The following is a 19,210-nucleotide window of genomic DNA, read 5'->3' as shown; positions in this document are numbered from 1 at the left end:
TAGGCGGGCTTCTCCTAACCCGGCCGATAAGCGCCGGTGACCGGGTCGCGGCGCAGCGTCGGAATATCGCCCGTCTGCGCCTCGGCGACGCGGGCCATGCGCGCCTCTTCCAGTTCCCTGTTGATGCGGACGGCAGTCTTGTAGGCCCATCGGACCACGGCGAGCCCACCCAGGGCACCCGCGAATGCGATCAGCGGCGGCATCTGTCGATCCTTGTCGTTCACGTGTCAGCCCCCAATGGCGCGTATTCTCTCCCAAGCCGGCCCGCGCCGCAATTCCGCTTTTGGGACTAAATGGCGCGGCCCGTTGACTTCAATTTGATTTCTAAAATCCGAACTTGGCCCAGATCGCCCGTGTCTCCAGCGCCGAAATCAGATCGTCCGGCAATCCCCCGATACCGTCGAGAGCGGCGAGCGCGCCCGCCCCCGGTGACCGCCGGCCGAGCAGCCCTGCGAACATCCCGCTCGCGGGCGCGATCACGGGCGTCAGCACCTTCTCGCCATAGCGCTCCCGCAGCGTCGAGCGGATGTCGCCGATCTGGTCGGCAAGGCCCAGCGACACCGACGTCTCGCCCGCCCAATACTCGCCGGTGAACAGCATGTCCTCGGAGCCCTTGAGGCGCGCGCCGCGGCTGTCCTTGACCAGTGCGATGAAGATGGCGTGGATCTCGCGCTGAAGCGCCTTCAGCCGCGCCACGTCGTGGGGATCTTCTGGCAGGAACGGGTCGAGCATCGCCTTGTGCTTGCCTGCCGTATAAAGCCGCCGCTCGACGCCGATACGCTTGATCAAGTCCTGAAAACCAAAACCGCCGCCGACCACGCCGATCGAGCCGAGGATCGAGGACGGATCGCAAAAAATCTCGTCGCCGGCGCAGGCGATCATATAGCCGCCCGACGCCGCGACGTCCTCGACGAACACCAGCACCGGCAGTTTCTTTTCCACGGCCAATTGCCTGATCCGCAGATAGATCTGCCGCGACTGCACCGGCGAGCCGCCGGGCGAATTGATCACCAGCGCCACCGCCTTGGCATGTTTGGTCGCGAATGCGCGTTCGAGCGTCTTGGCGATGCCCGCCAGCGTCAGGCCCGGCCGCAACGGCGTCACCGCGCCGATGACGCCCGACAAACGCACCACCGGAACGATCGCGGCATCGCGCCGGAATTTTGCCGGAATGAGTTGCTTCACCCTGTCAATGAGGTTCGGCAATCCCGCTCGATCACTTATTTGTTCACTCATGCCGTTACCTCGAATTAACCATTTTTTATCGCGCCACTGTCATGCAAAGGCCGGAACACTTTTTTGGGCCGGAACGCCTTTTGCATTGCAGACGTTAAAGCTGCAATGGCGCAGCGGAGACTGACATGAAAATCTACCTGCTGATCATGCTCATCGGCAGCCTTCTGGCAGCGATCCACTTTACGTCGGCGCCCAAACAACAGTCAGAGACGCTTCCGCAATAGCGTCCTGGGCCTGGAACTGGGTGTGCGACCCGCCTTTACGGGTTCGCGAGCGGCAAGCTCCCCTTCCCGGCTAAAATCTCCTGCACCCTTTTATTGGGCACGCCTGACTCATCATTGAGCATTAGGGCAGAATGGATCTGCGTTGGTGCTCGCCCCCCCTTGGTGGCGCGCACCAGGATGCGGTTGGCAGGCCCCCGCGCCTCGCCATGAACCGGCAGGACCTGCAAGCTCCCGAAACCGTAATCTAGCGCCGAGAGCACCTCGGCAATCCCATCGGCGCGCCAGATCAGCGTCAGCACTCCCTTCGATTTGAGAATGCGCCGCGCCGCGTGAACCCATTTCGCGAGCGTCGTTGCGGTCGCCATATGCGCGATCCCGCGCGCGGTGTCCGGCGAAACGCGATGCCGCGCGGGATCGTTAAAGGGCGGATTCATCAGCACCGCATCGACGCTATCCGGAGCCAATCCGGCAGCGGCAAAAGCTGTGGCGTCAGCTTCCACATCGATCACGATCACGTCAGCGGCGATCGCATTGGCATCCGCATTGGCGCGCGCAAGGCCGGCGAGCGCCGCATCGATCTCGACCAGAACCAGATCGATGCCTGCCACGCGCCTGGCTACCGCCAAGCCTGCGACTCCGACCCCGGCGCCGAGATCGGCCACGCGGTCGCCCGAACGGGCTGCGGTCGCCGCAGCCAGCAACACCGCATCGTGACCGGCGCGATGTCCCGACTTCAGTTGCCTCACGCGTAATTGCCCGCCGAGAAACGCATCCTCGGTGAGTTCAAGGACGGGGTCAGTCATCGGGGCGCAATTCGTGAGCCAGGCCCGCCTCGGCCAGCAACTGGCGGGCCTCGCGATTGTCGTCCTCGTGAACCAGGATTCGGCGCGGCAGGATGCCGAGCGATCCCTCGATGACGCTCATGTTCTGGTCCAGCACCAAATGATGGATATTGGCGCCGTCGAGCAGCGCACCGACGGCGGAAACCAGCACGATATCGTTGGTCCTGACCAATTCCCGCACGTGACGCTCTCCTTTTCGCCGGGGTGCGACGGCGGCGCAGGGTCTGTCAACCGCTACCTGCCCTTGCCGCCTCAGCCGGCACTTTCTATTGTAGAACAAGGATAGTGCGAATTGGCCAAAATTGGAGACCCGCGTGGCGGTTATTGTACCCTTCGAAAGCCCGTCGAACGCTTCGATAGATGCGCTGGTTGGGCTTGTTGCCGCCGACATGGAGCGGGTCAACGCCACGATCCTGTCGCGGACGGGGTCTGAAGTCACCATGATTCCGGAAGTCGCCAACCACCTGATCTCATCCGGTGGCAAGCGTCTCCGCCCGATGCTGACCCTGGCGATGGCCAACCTCACCGGCTATTCCGGCGACGGCCATATCAAGCTCGCGGCTTCCGTCGAGTTCATGCACACCGCTACCCTGTTGCATGACGACGTGGTCGACGAGAGCGAACTGCGCCGCGGCAAGCTGTCGGCGCGGATGCTGTGGGGCAATGAGGCAAGCGTGCTGGTCGGCGACTTCCTGCTCGGCCAGGCATTTCGTATGATGGTCGAGGTCGGCTCGCTGCGCGCACTCGACATTCTCTCCTCCGCCGCGGCCACCATCGCCGAAGGCGAAGTGATGCAGCTTGCGGCGGCCAAGAACACCGCGACCACCGAAGACGAATACCTCGCCGTGATCAGGGGCAAGACGGCCGAACTGTTCGCCGCCGCCTGCGAAGTCGGACCCGTGATCGCCAACCGGCCGAAGGCCGAACAGACCGCGTGCCGCTCGGTCGGCATGAATCTCGGCATCGCGTTCCAGCTCGTCGACGACGTGCTGGATTATGGTGGCAAGGCCGCCAAGCTCGGCAAGAACATCGGCGACGATTTCCGCGAGGGCAAGATCACGCTGCCCGTGGTGCTGGCATTCCGCCGCGGCAACGACAGCGAGCGCAAGTTCTGGATCAAGGCGCTGGAGCGCGGCGAGATCGGCGACAGCGACCTCGATCATGCCATCGGCCTGATGACCAAGCACCGCGCGCTGGAAGACACGATCAGCCGCGCCCAGCATTACGGCGCAATGGCCGTCGACGCGCTGGCGCTGTTCCCGGCCTCGCCGATGAAGACCGCGCTGGAGCAAGTCGTGGCGTTTTGTTTGGCGCGGTCGCATTGATTGGATTGCAGTCCGTAGGATGGGTAGAGCGTAGCGAAACCCATCAATCTATCCCCTTGGCGACAATTGATGGGTTTCGCTTCGCTCTACCCATCCTACAAGAGGGATCGCATTGAGCGGCACCAGTTTCACATTGTTTCTCCTGGCCGCGATTGTGATCGCCGCCGTGCCCGGCCCCGGCATCTTCTACGTCGCGGCACGGACGCTGTCGGGCGGAAAACGCGCCGGCATCGCATCGACATTTGGAACGGCGCTTGGCGGACTGGTGCATGTGATCGCGGGCGGGCTTGGCGTCTCGGCGATCATCCTTGCCAGTGCCGAACTGTTCACCGCGCTCAAATTCGCCGGCGCGCTCTATCTGGTCTGGCTTGGCCTCAAGACGTTTCGCGAGGCGCGCGATCTGCTGCCGCGACAGGCTATGACTGCGGGTACACCGCGGGTGTTTCGGGAAGGCGTGCTGGTCGAAGCGCTGAACCCGAAGACCGCGGCGTTCTTTCTGGCCTTCATTCCGCAATTCGTCGACCCGGCCGGCGGCTACGTCGCACTTCAGTTCATCACACTCGGCCTGATCTCGGTGGCGCTCAACACGCTGGCAGATGTCGTCGTGGTGATGATGGCCGCGACGGCGCGCCGCGGTCTCACGCGCAACCCGAATTTGCTTCAACGATTGCGGCAGGGCTCGGGGCTGTTCATCGCCGGCCTCGGCGTTTCGCTGGCGTTCGCGCGGCGGCTGGCGAGTTAGCGCGTAGGGTGCGCAAAGCGAAGCGTGCCCACCATTCACGCGTCATTGGGATAGATGGTGGGCACGTCGCTGACGCTCCTTTGCCCACCCTACGAAATCGGCTTAGCTCAACGTTCCAGCATGCACCCACCATTTGGGGTGATCGCGCCGGAGTTTTTCCGCCGCGCGGCCGGCTTCGGCGGTATTTTCGTAGATCGCAAAGCAGGTGGCGCCCGATCCGGACATCCGCGCCAGCCAGGCGCCGTTGGTGGCGTTGAGCGCCGCAATGACCTCAGAGATCACGGGCTGGACGCGCATGGCGGGCGCTTCCAGATCGTTGGAACTGGCGGCGAGCGCTTCAACCCAGTCTTCGAGCGATGCGTCCTCATCAGGCCACGACCGGTCCCGCAGCAACACGTCGGTGGCGCCGACCAGCAATTCGCCATTGCGCAGGCCGAGCGCCTTGAAAACGTCCTTGGTCGCGACGGGAACGCCGGGATTGACCATCACGCAGGGCATTTTGGGCAGGCTGAGCGGCTGCAGCGTTTCGCCGACGCCGGTCATGACGCAGCCGCGTGAATTGACGCAGACCGGCACGTCGGCGCCGGTCAGCTGCGCCACTTCGATGATGCGGGGATCGTCGAGCGCAAGCCCGTTCAACTGCGAAAGCAGCCGCAGGGCGGCTGCGGCATCGGCCGACCCGCCGCCGATTCCGGCCGCCACGGGCAAGACCTTGTCGAGCGAGAAACTGCCGGCCTTCATGCCGGGTACGCGCTCGGCCAACAGGCGCGCGGCCTTGAGCACCAGATTGTCCGACGTATCGCCGCAAGCCTCCGCCAGCGGTCCCGTCGTCTTCAAATTCAAATCGGAGCCCGGCGTCAGCGTCAGCCGGTCGGCGCAGTCGGCAAACGCCACCACGCTTTCGAGATCGTGATAGCCATCCGCACGCCGGCCGTTCACCCGCAAGGTCAGGTTGACCTTGGCGCAAGCATCATCACTCAATACCGGCATTGCCGAACAGCCCCTGAAATCCTTGCCTCAGCCGCCCTTGCCGTCTTCCTTCTTCTTGTCGGCGGAAGCCGCAGAAGAGGTGTCCTCGGGCAGACCGTTGGTAATCTTGGCTTCGATCTTCGGCAATTCCTCCGCCTCGGGCTTGAGGTCGCGGGCATGGGCCCACTGGAATTTGGCTTCCAGCGTTCGCCCGACGCGCCAATAGGCATCGCCGAGATGGTCGTTGATGGTCGGATCCTCGGGCTTGAGATCGATCGCGCGTTCGAGATTCTTCACCGCGTCCTCGAAGTTACCGATTCGGTAAAACGCCCAGCCCAATGAATCGACGATGTAGCCGTCGTCGGGGCGCTGATCGACGGCACGCTTGATCATCTTCATGCCTTCGTCGAGGTTGATGCCCTGGTCGATCCAGGAATAGCCGAGATAGTTCAGCACATGCGGCTGCTCGGGCTGCAGCTCCAGCGCCTTGCGCATGTCGACTTCGGCCTTGTTCCACTGCTTGGAACGTTCCTCGCAAATGCCGCGATAATAATAGGTGACCCAGGTATTCTTGTCAGTCACCCCGGGCGTCGCATCGATCGCCTGCGTATAGGTCGCGGCGCAATCGCTGAACTTCTTGCGGCCGCGCTCGATGTTGCCGAGCGCCATGATGGCCTCGATGTCCTTTGGCGCTTCGGCGGTGACGCCTTTCAGGATCTTGATCGCCTCGTCGCTACGGTCGGCGGCGTCGAGATTGGTGGCGAGCTGGATCTGCGCGTTGCGCTTGAGCGGCGAGCTGGCCGGCATGCGCTCGTAGACCTTGATCGCCATCTGAGGCTTCTTCACCGACTCATAGAGATCGGCGAGCGACAGCAGCGCCAGCGGATGATTGGGCTGCAAATAGAGCGCGAGCTGCAAATAGACCAGCGCCAGATCCTCGCCGCCGCGGCGGGTTAGCGTGGCGCCGATGCCATACAGCGCCTCGGCCGCGCCGGCCTGCGCCGAATCGACCAGCGGCGGCAGCTTCTTGCCGGCCTTGGTGTCGCGCAGCCCTTCCTGCACCAGCGGATGCCGCGGCAGCTTCTTGTCGAATGCTTCGTAAATGGCGGTCGCCGCCGCGCTGTCCTTGTTGCGCGACAACCAGCGCGCATAGGCGTCGGACACGCGCAGCATCGAATCGTCGAGCTTGTAGGCGCGCTCGAACCGCGTGCCGGCGTCCTTGTCCTTGCCCGAGATCTCGAGGATCATGCCGGTGTGGAGATCCTTGAAGATCGGATACCATTCGGGGCCGGTCAGCTTGTCGATACCGGCAACCGCCGCCTTGGCATCGCCCGCGCCGTAGCTCGCCCAGCCCGACAGCAGCGTCGCCACCAGGTCGGTGATCGGTCCGCGGATCGACTGGTTGATGTTGAGCTGTGCCGCCGGATATTTCTTCTGCTTGAGGTCACGGACGCCGACCACGAGCCGCGCGACGCGGTTCGCCTTGTCCATCGTCAGGATGCGATCGGCGAGCTTCACCGCTTCATCGATGTCGCCGTCGGCCAGCGAGGAGATAAAGGCGCGGTCCAGCAGTTCGTTGTTCTTCGGATCGGTGCGCAGCGCGGAGCGATAGAACGCCGCCGCCGAAGCTGCGTCGCGCTCGACGCTGGCGTGCCGCGCAGCCAGATAGCTGCCGGACGTGGTCAGCGATTTCAGATCGACCTTGCTGGGGAATTGCGCGGAGTTATCGCCCGTGTGTTCGGGCGTCTGGGCCAAAACCGCAGCCGGCGCGGCCAGTGCGGCGAGAGTAACTGCAGCGATCGTCCAACGGTTCATACGAGTGGAAAGCATCACGGTTCGCCTAGCTCCAGGATGTATGGCAGGATCGTTACGATCAGTCTCGAATGCAAACCCAAGCGGCGGCATCTCGGTCAGCGACAATGCCGCTTTTGGCCCTCAACCGCAAGGATAGGGGTTGGCGAATCGATTGGCAGATTAAGCCCTTAGGGCTCCGATTTAGCCAGCCTAACCCGGAAACGCTTTTACTATGGCGGTATCGTGACCGGAGGCGGTATCACCCTCCTCCACCTCACGCAATCGTGGTTGATCCGGCCTCTCTACATGCCCTGATAGTTGGGCCCGCCGCCGCCCTCCGGCGGAACCCAGGTGATATTGCCGTTGGGGTCCTTCACGTCGCAGGTTTTGCAGTGGACACAGTTCTGCGCGTTGATCTGGAAGCGCGGGCCTGCGGTCTCCTCGACCCATTCATAGACGCCGGCCGGGCAATAGCGGTTCGACGGACCGGCGTAGACGTCGTGCTCGGACGTCTTCTGCAGGTTCATGTCGGCGACCTTGAGGTGAACCGGCTGGTCCTCTTCATGGTTGGTGTTGGAGAGGAACACCGAGGACAGCTTGTCGAAACTCAGCTTGCCGTCCGGCTTGGGATAGGCGATCGGGGTGTGCGTCTTCGCCGCATCCAGCGTCTTGCGGTCGGGCTTGGCGTGCGACTGGGTCCCGAACAGCGAGAAGCCCAGTGTGTTGCACCACATGTCGAAGCCGCCGAGCGCCACGCCGATGATGGTGCCGAACTTGGACCATAGCGGCTTGACGTTACGGACCCGGTGCAGGTCTTTACCGACGGCGGAATCCCGCCAGGCGTTTTCGTATTCGGCCAGTTCGTCATTGGCGCGGCCGGCACCGAGCGCTGCGGCGACATGTTCGGCGGCGAGCATGGCGCTACCCATCGCATTGTGCACGCCCTTGATGCGCGGCACGTTCACAAATCCCGCCGCACAGCCGATCAGCGCGCCGCCCGGGAAACTCAAGCGTGGCACCGACTGATAACCGCCCTCGGTGATCGCGCGCGCGCCATAGGAAATCCGCTTGCCGCCCTCGAATACCGTGCGAATGGCAGGATGCGTCTTGAAGCGCTGGAATTCGTCGAACGGCGACAGATAGGGATCGTCGTAATTGAGATGCACGACAAAACCGACCGCCACCTTGTTGTCGTCGTAATGGTAGAGGAACGAGCCGCCGCCGGTCGAATTGTTCAAGGGCCAGCCGAACGAATGCTGGATCAGGCCCTTCTGGTGCTTGGCGGGATCGATCTCCCAGACTTCCTTCAATCCGATGCCGAATTTCGCCGGTTCGCTGTTGGCGTCGAGCGAGTATTTCGAGATCAGCTGCTTGCTGAGGCTGCCGCGCGCGCCTTCGGCGAACAGCGTGTATTTTCCGAGCAGCTCCATGCCGCGGGTGAAGGAATCCTTTGGTTTGCCGTCCCTGCCGACGCCCATGTCGCCGGTCGCAATGCCACGGACCGCCCCATTGTCGTCGTACAGCACTTCGGCCGCGGCAAAGCCCGGATAGATTTCGACGCCGAGCGCCTCCGCTTTCGGTCCCAGCCAGCGGCAGACATCGCCAAGCGAGCCGATATAGCAGTGATGGTTGCTCATCAGCGGTGGCATGGCGAAGCCCGGCAGCCGGATCGCGCTGGCCGCCGTGGTCCAGTAGAACCGGTCGTCGTTGACCTGCGTCTTCAGCGGGCAATCGGCGTCCTCGCGCCAGTCCGGGATCAGCTTGTCGAGCGAGACCGGATCGATCACGGCGCCCGACAGGATATGCGCGCCGACCTCGGACCCCTTCTCCACCACGACGATGCTAAGATCGGCATTGAGTTGCTTCAGCCGGATCGCAGCAGCCAGGCCCGACGGCCCGGCGCCGACGATCACGACGTCGAATTCCATGGATTCGCGGGGAGGAAGTTCTTCTGCACTCATGATCTGATCTCAGCCCGATTGAGAACGGCTCTAAAGGCTCGTTGTTTCCGATTTTTAGCGAGAGGACAACCATGGAAATGCAATGCGAGGCGTTTCACGCCGACGCGATCCATATTACATTGGCATAATGGATTTGATCCCTGAACCCGCGCCTAATGTCAGGCAATTGCTGGCCTTTTATCTGGAGGCCGGGGTCGATTGCGCGTTGGCGGAGGAGCCGGTCGATCGGCTGAGCGAGCCCGACGCCCCTGCCGCCCCCGTCCCGGTCCGCGAGACGGCGCCACCCCGCACGTTGCGGGAAACGCCCACAGCAGCGCCGGCAGTTCCGCGCAGCGAAATAGCGCCGCTGCCGGAAGCGGCCATCGCGATTGCGCGCGAAGCGGCGCGAACGGCGCCGACGCTGGAAGAACTACGGGCGCTGCTGGAAAATTTCGACGGCTGCGCGCTGAAAAACACCGCGACGCGGCTGGTGTTTGCCGACGGCAATCCGCAAGCGCGCATCATGTTCGTCGGCGAAGCGCCCGGGCGCGACGAGGACATCGAGGGCTTGCCGTTCGTCGGCCGCTCCGGCAAGTTGCTCGACCGGATGATCGCGGCCATCGGGCTCGACCGCAGCAAGGCCTACATCGCCAACGTGATCCCGTGGCGCCCGCCCGGCAACCGGACGCCGACGCCGCAGGAAACGCAAATCTGTCTGCCGTTCATCCAGCGGCAGATCGAACTCGTGAACCCGGACGTGCTGGTGACGCTCGGCAATCCGTCGACGCAAACGCTGCTGTCGACCCGCGATGGCATCATGAAGACCCGCGGCAAATGGTTCGACTACGACACTGGCACCCGCACCATCCGCGCCATGGCGACATTTCATCCGGCGTATTTGCTGCGCTCGCCGTCCTACAAGCGGATGTCGTGGCTGGATTTGCGCGCGATCGCGAAGGCGCTCGGTAACTAGCTGCGCTGGTCAGCTTCGTAGGGTGGGCAAAGCGAAGCGTGCCCACCATCCGGTCCGTGCTCGTGATGGTGGGCACGCTTCGCTTTGCCCACCCTACGGATTTATTCAAGCATCCGCGACCTCGCGGCCCGGCAACGCTTGTGTCAGGCCGTAACGCTTCGCCAGCAGACGAGCCAGCCATTCGCGCTCGACCTCGCTGGCCTGAGACGCCAGCTCCAGACGTTGCGCGCCGAGGTCGATGGTCAGGCGGTTGCCAGTGTCGGTCTCGCGCAGGCGTAGGGTTTGCAACTTCTGCCGATCAAGATCAGTGCGGACCCGCCTTGAAAGGAGCGAGCTCCAGTAGTCCCGGAAGCTTTTGTTCCGGGTATGCGAATTGAGTTCGAATGGCGGAAGCCCGGAATCGTAGGCTACGCTGCCGCGCTTCAGCTGCAGCGTCTCGGGCACGGTCGGCCGAAATATCTGGTAGGCCGTAAGCGCTGCGAGGATTCCGCCGACGGTCCAGCCACCGAGCCAGAAGATGATGAAGGCACCGCCCTTCCCGGACATCAGTTGGGTGATGGCGGACGTCTCGCCCATGACCCATCCGCCCAGCCAAAATAGCAGGAAAATGCCGCCGAAATAGCGCGTCGAGCTGGCGGCCGCCGGAATGATGATGGTCGGATCGAGGTCATTGCGATTGATCGAAATCTGCGAACCGGCAGGCGGATTCAATTCCATGTCTCGCCCTACATTCCCAGTGCTACGGCGCCTTCGGCCGCACGATGGCCCAGCCGATTCGCAACAGCGGCTGACGACCGTTCACGATCCATTCGAAGGCGCGCGGCACTTCCGGCACCAGGCCCGGAAAGCGTTGCGCGATCTCGGGAGGTGGCGTGCCCGAGGTGTCGGAGGCGCGCCAGACCACGACGCCGCCGGTCTGGTTGAATTTCGCGACCGATAGCCACGGCGTTCGTTCCGGCGTGGCATCGAGCAGCAGATGCGGGCGCCCGCGGCTCATCGCGATGAAACTTGCCAGCTGCGGATCGCCGGCCACGGCGCGCAGCCGCTGGTTGGTTCGCCGTTCGAAATTGTCGCCGAAGAATGCGGCAATCGCTTTCGCCGGCAGCGAGGTCGGCACTTCGGCAGATCCGGTCCACGGCAGAAACAGTGTGGTTGCGATCACCGCGAGGGCGGGAGCGGCGAGCGCCGCGGCCCAAATCGTACGCAGCACACGCTGGCGCCGCAGGTGGAGCAGATCGCCGGTCGCCACGATCACGGCAAGCCCGGACATCAGCAGCGCAACGCCTGCGCCGCCCACGACGTGGTCGAAATTGAACAGCCCGGCCAGGAAACTGCCGAGCAGCGCCGGCGCGATGGCGAAGAAGTAGACGAAGTCGCGCGCCAGCGGATCGACCGGCGGCCGATAGATGATCGGCGCTTCCCCGGCATCGCGGGCAAACCAGCCGGAATTGAGGATCACCAGCAGCACGATGGCAGACATCGCGAGCACCAGGCTTGCAAGCAGCCAGCCCCATTGCATGGCGCGCGCACCGAGATCGGAGATCGCGGGCCATGGCGGCATCGCGAATGCGTCGGCGCGGAGCAGCCAGATCAGATAGGGCAACACCAGCACGACGATCACGAGCAGCGCATAGAGCGGATCGAGCGACGTCACCACACGCCGTCCACGCTCGGTGGCAGCGGCAAATCCGGCAAGCAGCAGCAGCAATATGGGCGCGGCTGACGTCGTGAGCAGCAACAGCCCGGCCTCGATCGACCAGGCGAACCACGCGTTGCGCCGGTTCTGCCCGATCAATTGCCAGGAATGCAGCAGCAGCAGCGCCCATAGCGGACGCGCCAGCACCAGCGGGCCGAACTCGACACCGGGCGAGCTGAATGCCACCACCGTCAGCGAGAGCAGGACCGCGAGCACCGCCTGCTGCCCGCCGACAATCGCGCGGGCCAGTTGATAATAGATCCAGAAGGTGACGACGGCGCACGATTGCGCCAGCAGATAAACGCCGAACATGGTGTTGCCGGCGGTGCGGAAGGAGATGTCGGCGAGCCAGAACGCCAGCGGCGGACCGAGCCAGGTTCCGACCTGGTATTCCCGGCCGAACGCCAGCACGGTCGCAAGGTCGCCGGGCGGGCTGCGGTAGAGCAGCATCGGCAGGAACAGCCAAAGGCCGGCCTGGACCAGCACCACGATCCAGACCACCAGCCGCGGCCGCGCGCGGATCAGTTCGACAACCAGCGAGGTGAAGCGCATGAAACGTCCGAATGCACGGGCCGAGCGACCCTGTCCCCAAGACGTTTGATAGAGCGCACGCGCCGCCGAGGCAACCGGCCTCAGATCGTGGCTGAGATCTCGGAAGTAATCTCACCATCCACGGTAAAAAGATCGGGCTCGACCGTCTCTTCGACTGTTTCAGGGTAATGTTTCTGCCGCGCGGCAATGACCGGGGCGAAAAATCGGCGGTGGTGGATGCTGGGGCCCAACCGGTCCAGGGCCTCGCGATGTTCCGGCACGGCATAGCCCTTATGTTTCTCGAAGCCATAGCCCGGACAATCCAGCGCCAATGCGCTCATCAGGCGGTCGCGCGTTACCTTGGCGATGATCGAGGCGGCGGCGATCGACATGACAATGCCGTCGCCGCCGATCACCGCATCGCAGTCGAAGGGTACGTCGATCTTGTCGCGGCCGTCGACGAACACATGCTGCGGCATCTCGGGCAGCGCGCGGACCGCGCGGGCCAGCGCCCAGAGCGAGGCGCGCAGGATATTGTCGCGATCGATCCGCGCCGGCGAAGCAAAGGCGACCGCAAAGGACGACGTCGCGCAGATCTCCTCGAACAATTCCTCGCGGCGCTCGGCGGTCAGCCGCTTGGAATCGTCGATCCCCTTGGGGATTCGCGTCGGGTCCAGCACGACGGCGGCGGCGACCACCGGACCCGCCAGCGGACCGCGCCCGGCCTCGTCGCAGCCGGCGACCGGCCAGACGCCGCGCTTGATCAGCGTCCGTTCGCGGCGAAAGCTCGGCGGCGCGACCGCGATGACGCCCTTGAGCGGCCTGGCTTGTTCCTTGCCGGCTTTCTTCTCGATCTTCTTGGCGGACTTGTCCCGAATCATGGCCGGGATCGTGCGCAAGCGCGCAGCACCGCGCAACTGGAAACCCGGCGCAATTCCCGTTATTCAGCGCGCCGCCGTCGCCACGCCGCGGCCTCAATCACATAAACGCCCCGACTTCCGCGCCTGGGGTCCGCAATCGTCTCCAGATGGCGCATGCCGAGCTTCTCGAGCGCATGAATGGAAGGTGCATTTCGCGGATCGACCAGCCCGAGCAACCTGCCGCATTTGAGTTGCTCAAACCCAAAAACCAGCTGCGCCTCGCCGATTTCGGTTGCGATCCCCCTGCCCCATGCCCGGCGCGCCAGGACAAACCCGATTTCAAAATCGTCGGCTCCCAGTGCGCCGCAGGGGGCCAGGCCGGCAAAGCCGATGATGTCGCCCGCAGGCTTTTCCGTCAGGACCGCAAACCCCGTGGGGCTGCTGCCGAAGGTGAAAAATCTTCGGATGAAATCTTCGGCGGCGTCCCCGGCCATCGGCGTCCCGGAAAATGCAAAGCGCATCACCTCGCCGTCGCCGAAGACCAGATCTTGCAGGATCGATATGTCCTCTTCGACCGCTGCGCGCAGAATCAGGCGCGGCGTCGTCAAGATGACGAGCGGCTGCTGTTCCGATACCAATGCGGGCTTCTGGTCCATCACGCCGCAATACGGCAATTCACCGGCAGAGAGAAGCGGCAGGCCATACCATCGCGGGCTCTAATCCGGCAGGTGAACCCGCCGGTCGGCGCCGACTTCGATGCCGGGCGCGACCACGACTTCCCAGGGGTGACCATCGGGATCGCTGAAATAGCCGGAGTAACCGCCGTAATCGGTCTTGTGCGCGGGCTTCAACAGCGAGGCGCCGCAGGAGATTGCGAAATCCAGCACCGTATCGACCTCTTCGACGGAGCCGCAATTCCAGGCGAGCGTCGCTCCGCGAAAGGCTTTCGGCCGCGGCTGATCCGGCAGCGTGGCGTCGGCGGCGAGTTGATCCCACGGGAAAAGCCCGATCACCGTGCCGCCGGTATCGAAGAAGGCGACCGCCTCGCCGGTCGCGCGCATTTTCCTGACAAAACCAAGCGCCTCGTAAAAAGCGATGCTGGCGCGGATGTCATTGACGCCGAGGGTGATAATCGTGAACCGCGGGGTTGGCGCCTGCAATTTTGTACTCATGCTACTCCCTCCGCGTCATTGCGAGCGCAGCGAAGCAATCCATGTCGCAGCATGACGGATAGATGGATTGCTTCGCTTCGCTCGCAATGACGATCAGAACAAACTCAGTTGCTGTCCGCTGCGCTTCGGCTTGACGAAATGATCGGTGGTCAGTTTCGAGCGGCGCTTGTTGAGGCCGAGCTTTTCGCAGGCGATCTCGAAGCGCCGCCCGATCATCCAGGCCATCGGGCCGGTGCCCTTCATCCGCGTTCCCCATTGCGAGTCGTAGTCACGCCCGCCGCGCATGTCGCGGATCAGGGCGAAGACGTGACGATAACGGTCGGGATAGTTCGCCATCAGCCATTCGCGAAACAGATCGCGTACTTCCAGCGGCAGCCGCAGCAGCACGTAGCTTGCTTCCTTGACGCCGGCATGGGCTGCGGCATCGAGAATGCGTTCGATCTCGGAATCGTTCAGCGCCGGGATAATCGGCGCGACCATGACGGTCGCGGGAATGCCGGCCTCCGACAATTGCCGCAGCGCCTCCAGCCGCTTCGGCGGCGTCGAGGCGCGTGGCTCCATGGTGCGCGCCAGCTTGGGATCGAGCGTGGTCACTGAAATCGCGACCTTGACCAGATTTCGCTTCGCCATCCGCTGCAGAATATCGATGTCACGCGTCACCAGCGCCGATTTGGTGACGATGCCGACGGGATGGCCGGCTCTATCAAGCACTTCGAGAATCCCGCGCATGATTTTGTGCTCGCGTTCGATCGGCTGGTAGGGATCGGTGTTGGTACCGATCGCGATCATGCGCGGCTCGTAACCCGAGGCAGCCAATTCCTTCTCGAGCAATTCCGGCGCGTCGGGCTTGATCAGCAGCTTGGATTCGAAATCGAGCCCGGGCGACAGTCCGAGAAACGCATGCGTCGGCCGCGCGAAGCAATAGACGCAGCCATGTTCACAGCCGCGATAGGGATTGATCGAACGGTCGAAGCCGATGTCGGGCGACTCGTTGCGGGTGATGACCTTGCGCGAGGTATCGAGCGTCACCGTGGTCTTGAACGGCGGCAGTTCGTCCAGGCTTTGCCAGCCATCGTCGAAGGCGACCCGCGCTTCGGCCTCGAACCGGCCGCTCGCGTTGGACTGCGCACCGCGTCCGCGCCGCCGCTTGCTCTCGATCGCGACCGCAAGCTCGGCAAAAGGTGTCGCACCCGCCGGTTCGGAGGGCGCCGTGACCGGCGGGTGCTTGAGGGCATGAGAGGATGCTCGGCTCATGGAGCGAACATAGCACGTCAAAGGAACAAATCAAGAACATCATCAACAACAATTCACAGCGAGGCGCAGATGTCGGAATGGCATTCGCGCCAGATGCCGCAAAAAACTGCACGCCAACGGCTGCTTTGATTATGACAAGGTGATAACAGTGCAGCGTTTTTCCCCGTTTGAGCCACCGAAGCCTCATTCATGTTGAGCGTGATCATTCCAACCGAAGGGGTCGAGCAGCCCGCCGTCGCAACGCTGGCGGCGCTGGTGCCGGGCGCCGCCGCCGGCGTCATCCGCGAGGTACTGTTGGTCGACAGGGCCGCCAACGGCGTCATCGAACGGGTGGCCGACGTCGCCGGCTGCAGCTTTCTGGCGTTTGAAGGAACACGCGCCGCGGCATTGGCCGCCGGCGCGCGGGCGGCGCGCTCGCCATGGCTGATGTTCCTGCATGCCGGCGCGGTGCTCGACAACGGGTGGATCGAAGAGACCACGCAATTCATCCAGAACGTATCGAGCAGCGACCGGCCGCGCGCGGGGGTGTTTCGCTACGCCCGCTCGCCCTATTCCGACGCGCGGCTGCGCGACGGCTTCAAGTTCGTCGCCCGCATGATTACCGGGCCGTCGGCGGAACAGGGGCTGCTGATCGCGCGCGATCATTATGAGCGGCTTGGCGGCTACCGGCCGGATTCCCGCCGTTCCGAGACGCGGCTGTTGCGCCAGCTCGGCCGCGCCTCGCGCACCCAGTTGCGTAGCCGGATCATTGTCGTCGCCTAGCGCGGCGCAGATCCAAAAATCGCAAAACAACCCCATGCAAAGTAGGACGGGCCTGACCGCCTCGCCGGATGCATGCCATCAGAATATACTTGCCAAAGGCAACTATATATTTGACAATGGCAATTATCGAGGTAATGCCATGCCCCAACCGGATTCCGAACAGGAAGTCGCGGCCGTCCGCGCCTTCAACCGCTTCTACACCCGCAAGCTCGGCGTGCTGGACCAGCAGCTCCTGAAGAGCCCGTACTCGCTGAGCGAGGCGCGGGTGCTGTACGAACTCGCCCACCGCCAGGATCTCTCGGCCAAGGAGATCGGCGCCGAACTGGGTCTCGATGCCGGCTATCTCAGCCGGATCGTGCAGAATTTCGATGAAGCCGGGTTGATCACCCGCGAACCGCTGCCGTCCGACCGTCGGCAATACCAGCTCGCATTGACGGCCAAGGGGCGGCAGGCGTTCGCAAAACTCGAGCGCAGTTCAAAGGACGACGTCGCGGCGATGCTTGGCTCGCTGCCGAACGGCAGCCGGGAGCGCCTGATCGGGGCAATGGCCGACATCGAGCGACTGCTCGGCGATGGCAGTGCCGCACCACGACCGGCGACGTTACGCGAGCCGCGCCCCGGCGACATGGGATGGGTGGTGCAGAGCCACGGCGCGCTCTATGCGCGCGAATACGGCTTCGATTCCTCTTTCGAAGGTCTCGTCGCCGAGATCGCGGCGAAATTCATCGCTTCATTCGACGTGTCGCGAGAGCGTTGCTGGATCGCCGATATCGAAGGCGCGCAGGTCGGTTCGATATTCCTGGTGCGGCACACCGACGATGTCGCCAAGCTGCGACTGCTGCTGGTCGATCCAGCCGGGCGTGGACAGGGATTGGGTCAACGGCTGGTCGGCGAATGCATCGCGTTCGCGAAGGCCTGCGGCTATCACCGGATCACGCTGTGGACCCAGAGCATCCTCGTGGCCGCCCGCAAAATCTATCAGGAGGCTGAGTTCAAACTGGTCGCCACCGAGTCCCACCGCAGCTTCGGCCAAGACCTGGTCGGCGAAACCTGGGAACTCGAACTTTGAAGCCGGGGCGTCGCGATACCCCGCGGCGCGTCACGCCGGACCTTCTCGATTTTTACATCAAGCGCGCCCATGCGTTGCGCGAAGAATGGTATCGCGGCATGTGGCGCACGATATCGGCGTGGTTCGCCAGTTGTAGGATGGGTAGAGCGAAGCGAAACCCATCAATCCCACGCGCGGAGAGATGATGGGTTTCGCTTCGCTCTACCCATCCTACGAAGCAGCCGGTCAGGCCGACGCGCCTTGGGCTTTAGGCCGCCGCAGGTGCTCGTCGAGCCGCGGCATGATCTCGACGAAATTGCAGGGCCGCGTGCGGTAATCGAGCTGGGCGGCGAGGATGCCGTCCCATGCATCGCGGCAGGCGCCCGGCGATCCCGGCAGGCAGAAGATGAAGGTCGCGCCCGCCACGCCCGCGGTGGCGCGGCTCTGCACCGTCGAGGTGCCGATCTTGGCGTGGCTCAGCATGTGGAAGGCGATCGAAAAGCCGTCCATCCGCTTTTCGAACAATGGCTCGATCGCCTCCGGCGTCACGTCGCGGCCGGTGAAACCGGTTCCGCCGGTCGTGATGATCGCATCGATGCTCTCGTCGGCGATCCATCGCTTGATGATGATGCGGATCGCATCGACGTCGTCGACGATGATCTCGCGCGCGGCAAGCTGATGGCCGGCGGCCGTCAGCCGCTCCGCCAGCGTGGTGCCCGACTTGTCATCCGCGAGCGTCCGCGTGTCGGAGACCGTCAGCACCGCGATGTTGAGCGGCACGAATTGTTTTGCTTCATCGATGGAGGACATGACCGCTTCTTCCCGTCATGCCCGGCCTTGCGCCGGGCATCCTCGTCTTCAAGCTACAACGCGCCTTCAACTATAAAGCGTCTTCAAACTATAAAGCGCCTTGGGCAAACGTGTTGCAAGCCTGCACCGTGCCTTGCTGGTAGCCGGTCATGAACCACTGCTTGCGCTGCGCCGCGGAGCCGTGGGTGAAACTGTCGGGCACCACCCTGCCCGTCGACTGTCGTTGCAGCGTATCGTCGCCGATCGCAGTTGCCGTCCTCAGTGCCGCATCGATATCGCCGGGCTCGATGAAGCCCGGACGCTTCTTCTCTTCGCGGTTGACCCAGACGCCGGACAGGCAATCCGCCTGCAGCTCGACCTTGACCTGCAGCGCATTGGCTTCCGCCTTGCTGCCGGCCTGCTGTTGCAGCCGGTTCACGCGCGGCAGGATGCCGAGCAGGTTCTGGATGTGATGTCCCGCTTCATGCGCGATGATATAGGCCGTCGTGAACTTGCACGCACTGCCCGAACACCCCTTAAAGCGCGTCTCGACTTCGCGGAAGAAGCTGGTGTCGAGGAAGATCTGCTTGTCCGGCGGGCAGTAGAACGGTCCCATCGCCGACTGCGCCATGCCGCAGCGGCCGCCATTGGTGGCATTCTTAAACAGCACGATGCGCGGCCCGGTGTAATTCTGTCCGCTGGACTGAAAAATCTCGCTCCAGCGATCGTCGATCTCGCCGAGGATGCCCGCGATCATGCTGCCGACTTCGTCCTTCGGCGCGCCGGTCTTGGCCGGCCCCGACTTGCGGTCGGTCTGGTAGGTCGGCGCCTGGTTGCCACCGGTCAGGATTTCGGCACCGCCGATCAGGATGCGCGGGTCGATGCCGAAGGCGTAGCCGACCAGGCCGAGCACGATGATGGTGCCGATGCCGAGCCCGCCGCCGCCCATCGGCAGGCCAAAACCGCCGCCGCCACCCATTCCGCCGCCGCCGCTGTCGTCGCGACGGTCGTCAATGTCGTCACTGCGGCGGAAATCATCGTAACGCATGGCGC

At 63.7% G+C, this 19,210-nt stretch carries 20 protein-coding genes; 5 read left to right on the top strand and 15 right to left on the bottom strand.

All coding sequences use genetic code 11. The features are described from left to right. Positions 1–14 precede the first annotated feature (14 nt). The 4 genes from ACPPVP_RS11840 to ACPPVP_RS11825 form a co-directional block, all read right to left on the bottom strand. Entirely contained in the window at positions 15–203 is a 189-nt protein-coding gene (locus ACPPVP_RS11840; RefSeq protein ID WP_426537804.1) for a hypothetical protein, read from the bottom strand. 121 nt (positions 204–324) lie between these two features. Beyond that, positions 325–1,236, bottom strand: coding sequence for a S49 family peptidase (locus ACPPVP_RS11835; protein ID WP_426534309.1), 912 nt, complete (start codon positions 1,234–1,236; stop codon positions 325–327). A gap of 259 nt (positions 1,237–1,495) precedes the next feature. Then, the gene (locus tag ACPPVP_RS11830; protein WP_426534307.1) at positions 1,496–2,263 is read right to left on the bottom strand and encodes a tRNA1(Val) (adenine(37)-N6)-methyltransferase; all 768 of its coding nucleotides are present in this window, start codon (positions 2,261–2,263) and stop codon (positions 1,496–1,498) included. Beyond that, entirely contained in the window at positions 2,256–2,483 is a 228-nt protein-coding gene (locus tag ACPPVP_RS11825; protein WP_426534305.1) for a DUF2007 domain-containing protein, read from the bottom strand. Before ACPPVP_RS11825 ends, ACPPVP_RS11830 begins: the two co-directional genes overlap by 8 nt. 133 nt (positions 2,484–2,616) lie before the next feature. Between ACPPVP_RS11825 and ACPPVP_RS11820 the strand changes: the two genes are divergently transcribed. Together ACPPVP_RS11820 and ACPPVP_RS11815 are read left to right on the top strand one after the other, a co-directional pair. Next, on the top strand, positions 2,617–3,627 hold the full coding sequence (locus tag ACPPVP_RS11820) for a polyprenyl synthetase family protein (protein ID WP_426534303.1): 1,011 nt from the start codon (positions 2,617–2,619) through the stop codon (positions 3,625–3,627). Positions 3,628–3,739: 112 nt separating this feature from the next. Beyond that, positions 3,740–4,369 carry a LysE family translocator gene (locus ACPPVP_RS11815; protein ID WP_426534301.1) on the top strand — a complete coding sequence of 210 codons (630 nt, stop codon included), beginning with the start codon at positions 3,740–3,742 and terminating at the stop codon, positions 4,367–4,369. A 102-nt stretch (positions 4,370–4,471) separates the two neighbouring features. Here the strand turns inward: ACPPVP_RS11815 and ACPPVP_RS11810 are convergent, their stop codons facing one another. The 3 genes from ACPPVP_RS11810 to ACPPVP_RS11800 all read right to left on the bottom strand — a co-directional run bounded on the left by ACPPVP_RS11810 (position 4,472) and on the right by ACPPVP_RS11800 (position 9,093). Beyond that, positions 4,472–5,359, bottom strand: a complete 888-nt coding sequence (locus ACPPVP_RS11810; RefSeq protein WP_426534299.1) for a 4-(cytidine 5'-diphospho)-2-C-methyl-D-erythritol kinase — start codon at positions 5,357–5,359, stop codon at positions 4,472–4,474. A 27-nt stretch (positions 5,360–5,386) separates the two neighbouring features. Continuing rightward, entirely contained in the window at positions 5,387–7,168 is a 1,782-nt protein-coding gene (locus ACPPVP_RS11805; RefSeq protein WP_426534297.1) for a tetratricopeptide repeat protein, read from the bottom strand. A 266-nt stretch (positions 7,169–7,434) separates the two neighbouring features. Next, positions 7,435–9,093: an electron transfer flavoprotein-ubiquinone oxidoreductase gene (locus ACPPVP_RS11800; RefSeq protein ID WP_426534295.1), complete on the bottom strand. Its 1,659-nt coding sequence runs from the start codon at positions 9,091–9,093 to the stop codon at positions 7,435–7,437. Between the two features lie 133 nt (positions 9,094–9,226). Here ACPPVP_RS11800 and ACPPVP_RS11795 point away from each other — a divergent pair, with 133 nt between their 5' ends. Next, a complete protein-coding gene (locus ACPPVP_RS11795; RefSeq protein WP_426534293.1) occupies positions 9,227–10,045 on the top strand; it encodes a uracil-DNA glycosylase in 819 nt (272 codons plus the stop codon). 105 nt (positions 10,046–10,150) lie between these two features. Here the strand turns inward: ACPPVP_RS11795 and ACPPVP_RS11790 are convergent, their stop codons facing one another. The 6 genes from ACPPVP_RS11790 to ACPPVP_RS11765 all read right to left on the bottom strand — a co-directional run bounded on the left by ACPPVP_RS11790 (position 10,151) and on the right by ACPPVP_RS11765 (position 15,558). Further along, positions 10,151–10,762, bottom strand: coding sequence for a hypothetical protein (locus ACPPVP_RS11790; protein WP_426534291.1), 612 nt, complete (start codon positions 10,760–10,762; stop codon positions 10,151–10,153). A 22-nt stretch (positions 10,763–10,784) separates the two neighbouring features. Then, the gene (locus ACPPVP_RS11785; RefSeq protein WP_426534289.1) at positions 10,785–12,293 is read right to left on the bottom strand and encodes a glycosyltransferase family 39 protein; all 1,509 of its coding nucleotides are present in this window, start codon (positions 12,291–12,293) and stop codon (positions 10,785–10,787) included. 80 nt (positions 12,294–12,373) lie between these two features. Further along, positions 12,374–13,153 carry a ribonuclease HII gene (locus ACPPVP_RS11780; RefSeq protein WP_426534287.1) on the bottom strand — a complete coding sequence of 260 codons (780 nt, stop codon included), beginning with the start codon at positions 13,151–13,153 and terminating at the stop codon, positions 12,374–12,376. Positions 13,154–13,212: 59 nt separating this feature from the next. Then, positions 13,213–13,740 carry a GNAT family N-acetyltransferase gene (locus ACPPVP_RS11775; RefSeq protein WP_426534285.1) on the bottom strand — a complete coding sequence of 176 codons (528 nt, stop codon included), beginning with the start codon at positions 13,738–13,740 and terminating at the stop codon, positions 13,213–13,215. 108 nt (positions 13,741–13,848) lie between these two features. Further along, a complete protein-coding gene (locus ACPPVP_RS11770) occupies positions 13,849–14,304 on the bottom strand; it encodes a VOC family protein (protein WP_426534283.1) in 456 nt (151 codons plus the stop codon). A 93-nt stretch (positions 14,305–14,397) separates the two neighbouring features. After that, positions 14,398–15,558, bottom strand: a complete 1,161-nt coding sequence (locus ACPPVP_RS11765; protein WP_426534281.1) for a PA0069 family radical SAM protein — start codon at positions 15,556–15,558, stop codon at positions 14,398–14,400. Positions 15,559–15,747: 189 nt separating this feature from the next. Here ACPPVP_RS11765 and ACPPVP_RS11760 point away from each other — a divergent pair, with 189 nt between their 5' ends. After that, positions 15,748–16,320, top strand: a complete 573-nt coding sequence (locus tag ACPPVP_RS11760; protein ID WP_426534279.1) for a glycosyl transferase — start codon at positions 15,748–15,750, stop codon at positions 16,318–16,320. Positions 16,321–16,459: 139 nt separating this feature from the next. Beyond that, positions 16,460–17,389 carry a bifunctional helix-turn-helix transcriptional regulator/GNAT family N-acetyltransferase gene (locus ACPPVP_RS11755; protein WP_426534277.1) on the top strand — a complete coding sequence of 310 codons (930 nt, stop codon included), beginning with the start codon at positions 16,460–16,462 and terminating at the stop codon, positions 17,387–17,389. A gap of 225 nt (positions 17,390–17,614) precedes the next feature. Here ACPPVP_RS11755 and moaB read toward each other — a convergent pair whose 3' ends face one another. Together moaB and ypfJ are read right to left on the bottom strand one after the other, a co-directional pair. Then, positions 17,615–18,178, bottom strand: coding sequence for a molybdenum cofactor biosynthesis protein B (moaB, locus tag ACPPVP_RS11750; RefSeq protein WP_426534275.1), 564 nt, complete (start codon positions 18,176–18,178; stop codon positions 17,615–17,617). An 88-nt stretch (positions 18,179–18,266) separates the two neighbouring features. Next, entirely contained in the window at positions 18,267–19,205 is a 939-nt protein-coding gene (gene ypfJ, locus ACPPVP_RS11745; RefSeq protein ID WP_426534273.1) for a KPN_02809 family neutral zinc metallopeptidase, read from the bottom strand. Positions 19,206–19,210 lie beyond the last annotated feature (5 nt).

Origin of the sequence: Bradyrhizobium sp. McL0615 (assembly GCF_049993905.1) — a bacterium.
GTDB lineage: Bacteria > Pseudomonadota > Alphaproteobacteria > Rhizobiales > Xanthobacteraceae > Bradyrhizobium.
This window is presented reverse-complemented; position numbering and strand designations above follow the sequence as displayed.

Excerpts from the sequence above, each read along its gene's own strand:
- ACPPVP_RS11785 (WP_426534289.1), bottom strand. The coding sequence starts at position 12,293 with ATGCGCTTCACCTCGCTGGTTGTCGAACTGATCCGCGCGCGGCCGCGG.
- ACPPVP_RS11835 (WP_426534309.1), bottom strand. The coding sequence starts at position 1,236 with ATGAGTGAACAAATAAGTGATCGAGCGGGATTGCCGAACCTCATTGAC.
- moaB (WP_426534275.1), bottom strand. The coding sequence starts at position 18,178 with ATGTCCTCCATCGATGAAGCAAAACAATTCGTGCCGCTCAACATCGCG.
- ACPPVP_RS11755 (WP_426534277.1), top strand. The coding sequence starts at position 16,460 with ATGCCCCAACCGGATTCCGAACAGGAAGTCGCGGCCGTCCGCGCCTTC.
- ACPPVP_RS11800 (WP_426534295.1), bottom strand. The coding sequence starts at position 9,093 with ATGAGTGCAGAAGAACTTCCTCCCCGCGAATCCATGGAATTCGACGTC.
- ACPPVP_RS11765 (WP_426534281.1), bottom strand. The coding sequence starts at position 15,558 with ATGAGCCGAGCATCCTCTCATGCCCTCAAGCACCCGCCGGTCACGGCG.
- ACPPVP_RS11810 (WP_426534299.1), bottom strand. The coding sequence starts at position 5,359 with ATGCCGGTATTGAGTGATGATGCTTGCGCCAAGGTCAACCTGACCTTG.
- ACPPVP_RS11780 (WP_426534287.1), bottom strand. The coding sequence starts at position 13,153 with ATGATTCGGGACAAGTCCGCCAAGAAGATCGAGAAGAAAGCCGGCAAG.
- ACPPVP_RS11805 (WP_426534297.1), bottom strand. The coding sequence starts at position 7,168 with ATGCTTTCCACTCGTATGAACCGTTGGACGATCGCTGCAGTTACTCTC.
- ACPPVP_RS11830 (WP_426534307.1), bottom strand. The coding sequence starts at position 2,263 with ATGACTGACCCCGTCCTTGAACTCACCGAGGATGCGTTTCTCGGCGGG.
- ACPPVP_RS11840 (WP_426537804.1), bottom strand. The coding sequence starts at position 203 with ATGCCGCCGCTGATCGCATTCGCGGGTGCCCTGGGTGGGCTCGCCGTG.
- ACPPVP_RS11770 (WP_426534283.1), bottom strand. The coding sequence starts at position 14,304 with ATGAGTACAAAATTGCAGGCGCCAACCCCGCGGTTCACGATTATCACC.
- ACPPVP_RS11760 (WP_426534279.1), top strand. The coding sequence starts at position 15,748 with ATGTTGAGCGTGATCATTCCAACCGAAGGGGTCGAGCAGCCCGCCGTC.
- ACPPVP_RS11790 (WP_426534291.1), bottom strand. The coding sequence starts at position 10,762 with ATGGAATTGAATCCGCCTGCCGGTTCGCAGATTTCGATCAATCGCAAT.
- ypfJ (WP_426534273.1), bottom strand. The coding sequence starts at position 19,205 with ATGCGTTACGATGATTTCCGCCGCAGTGACGACATTGACGACCGTCGC.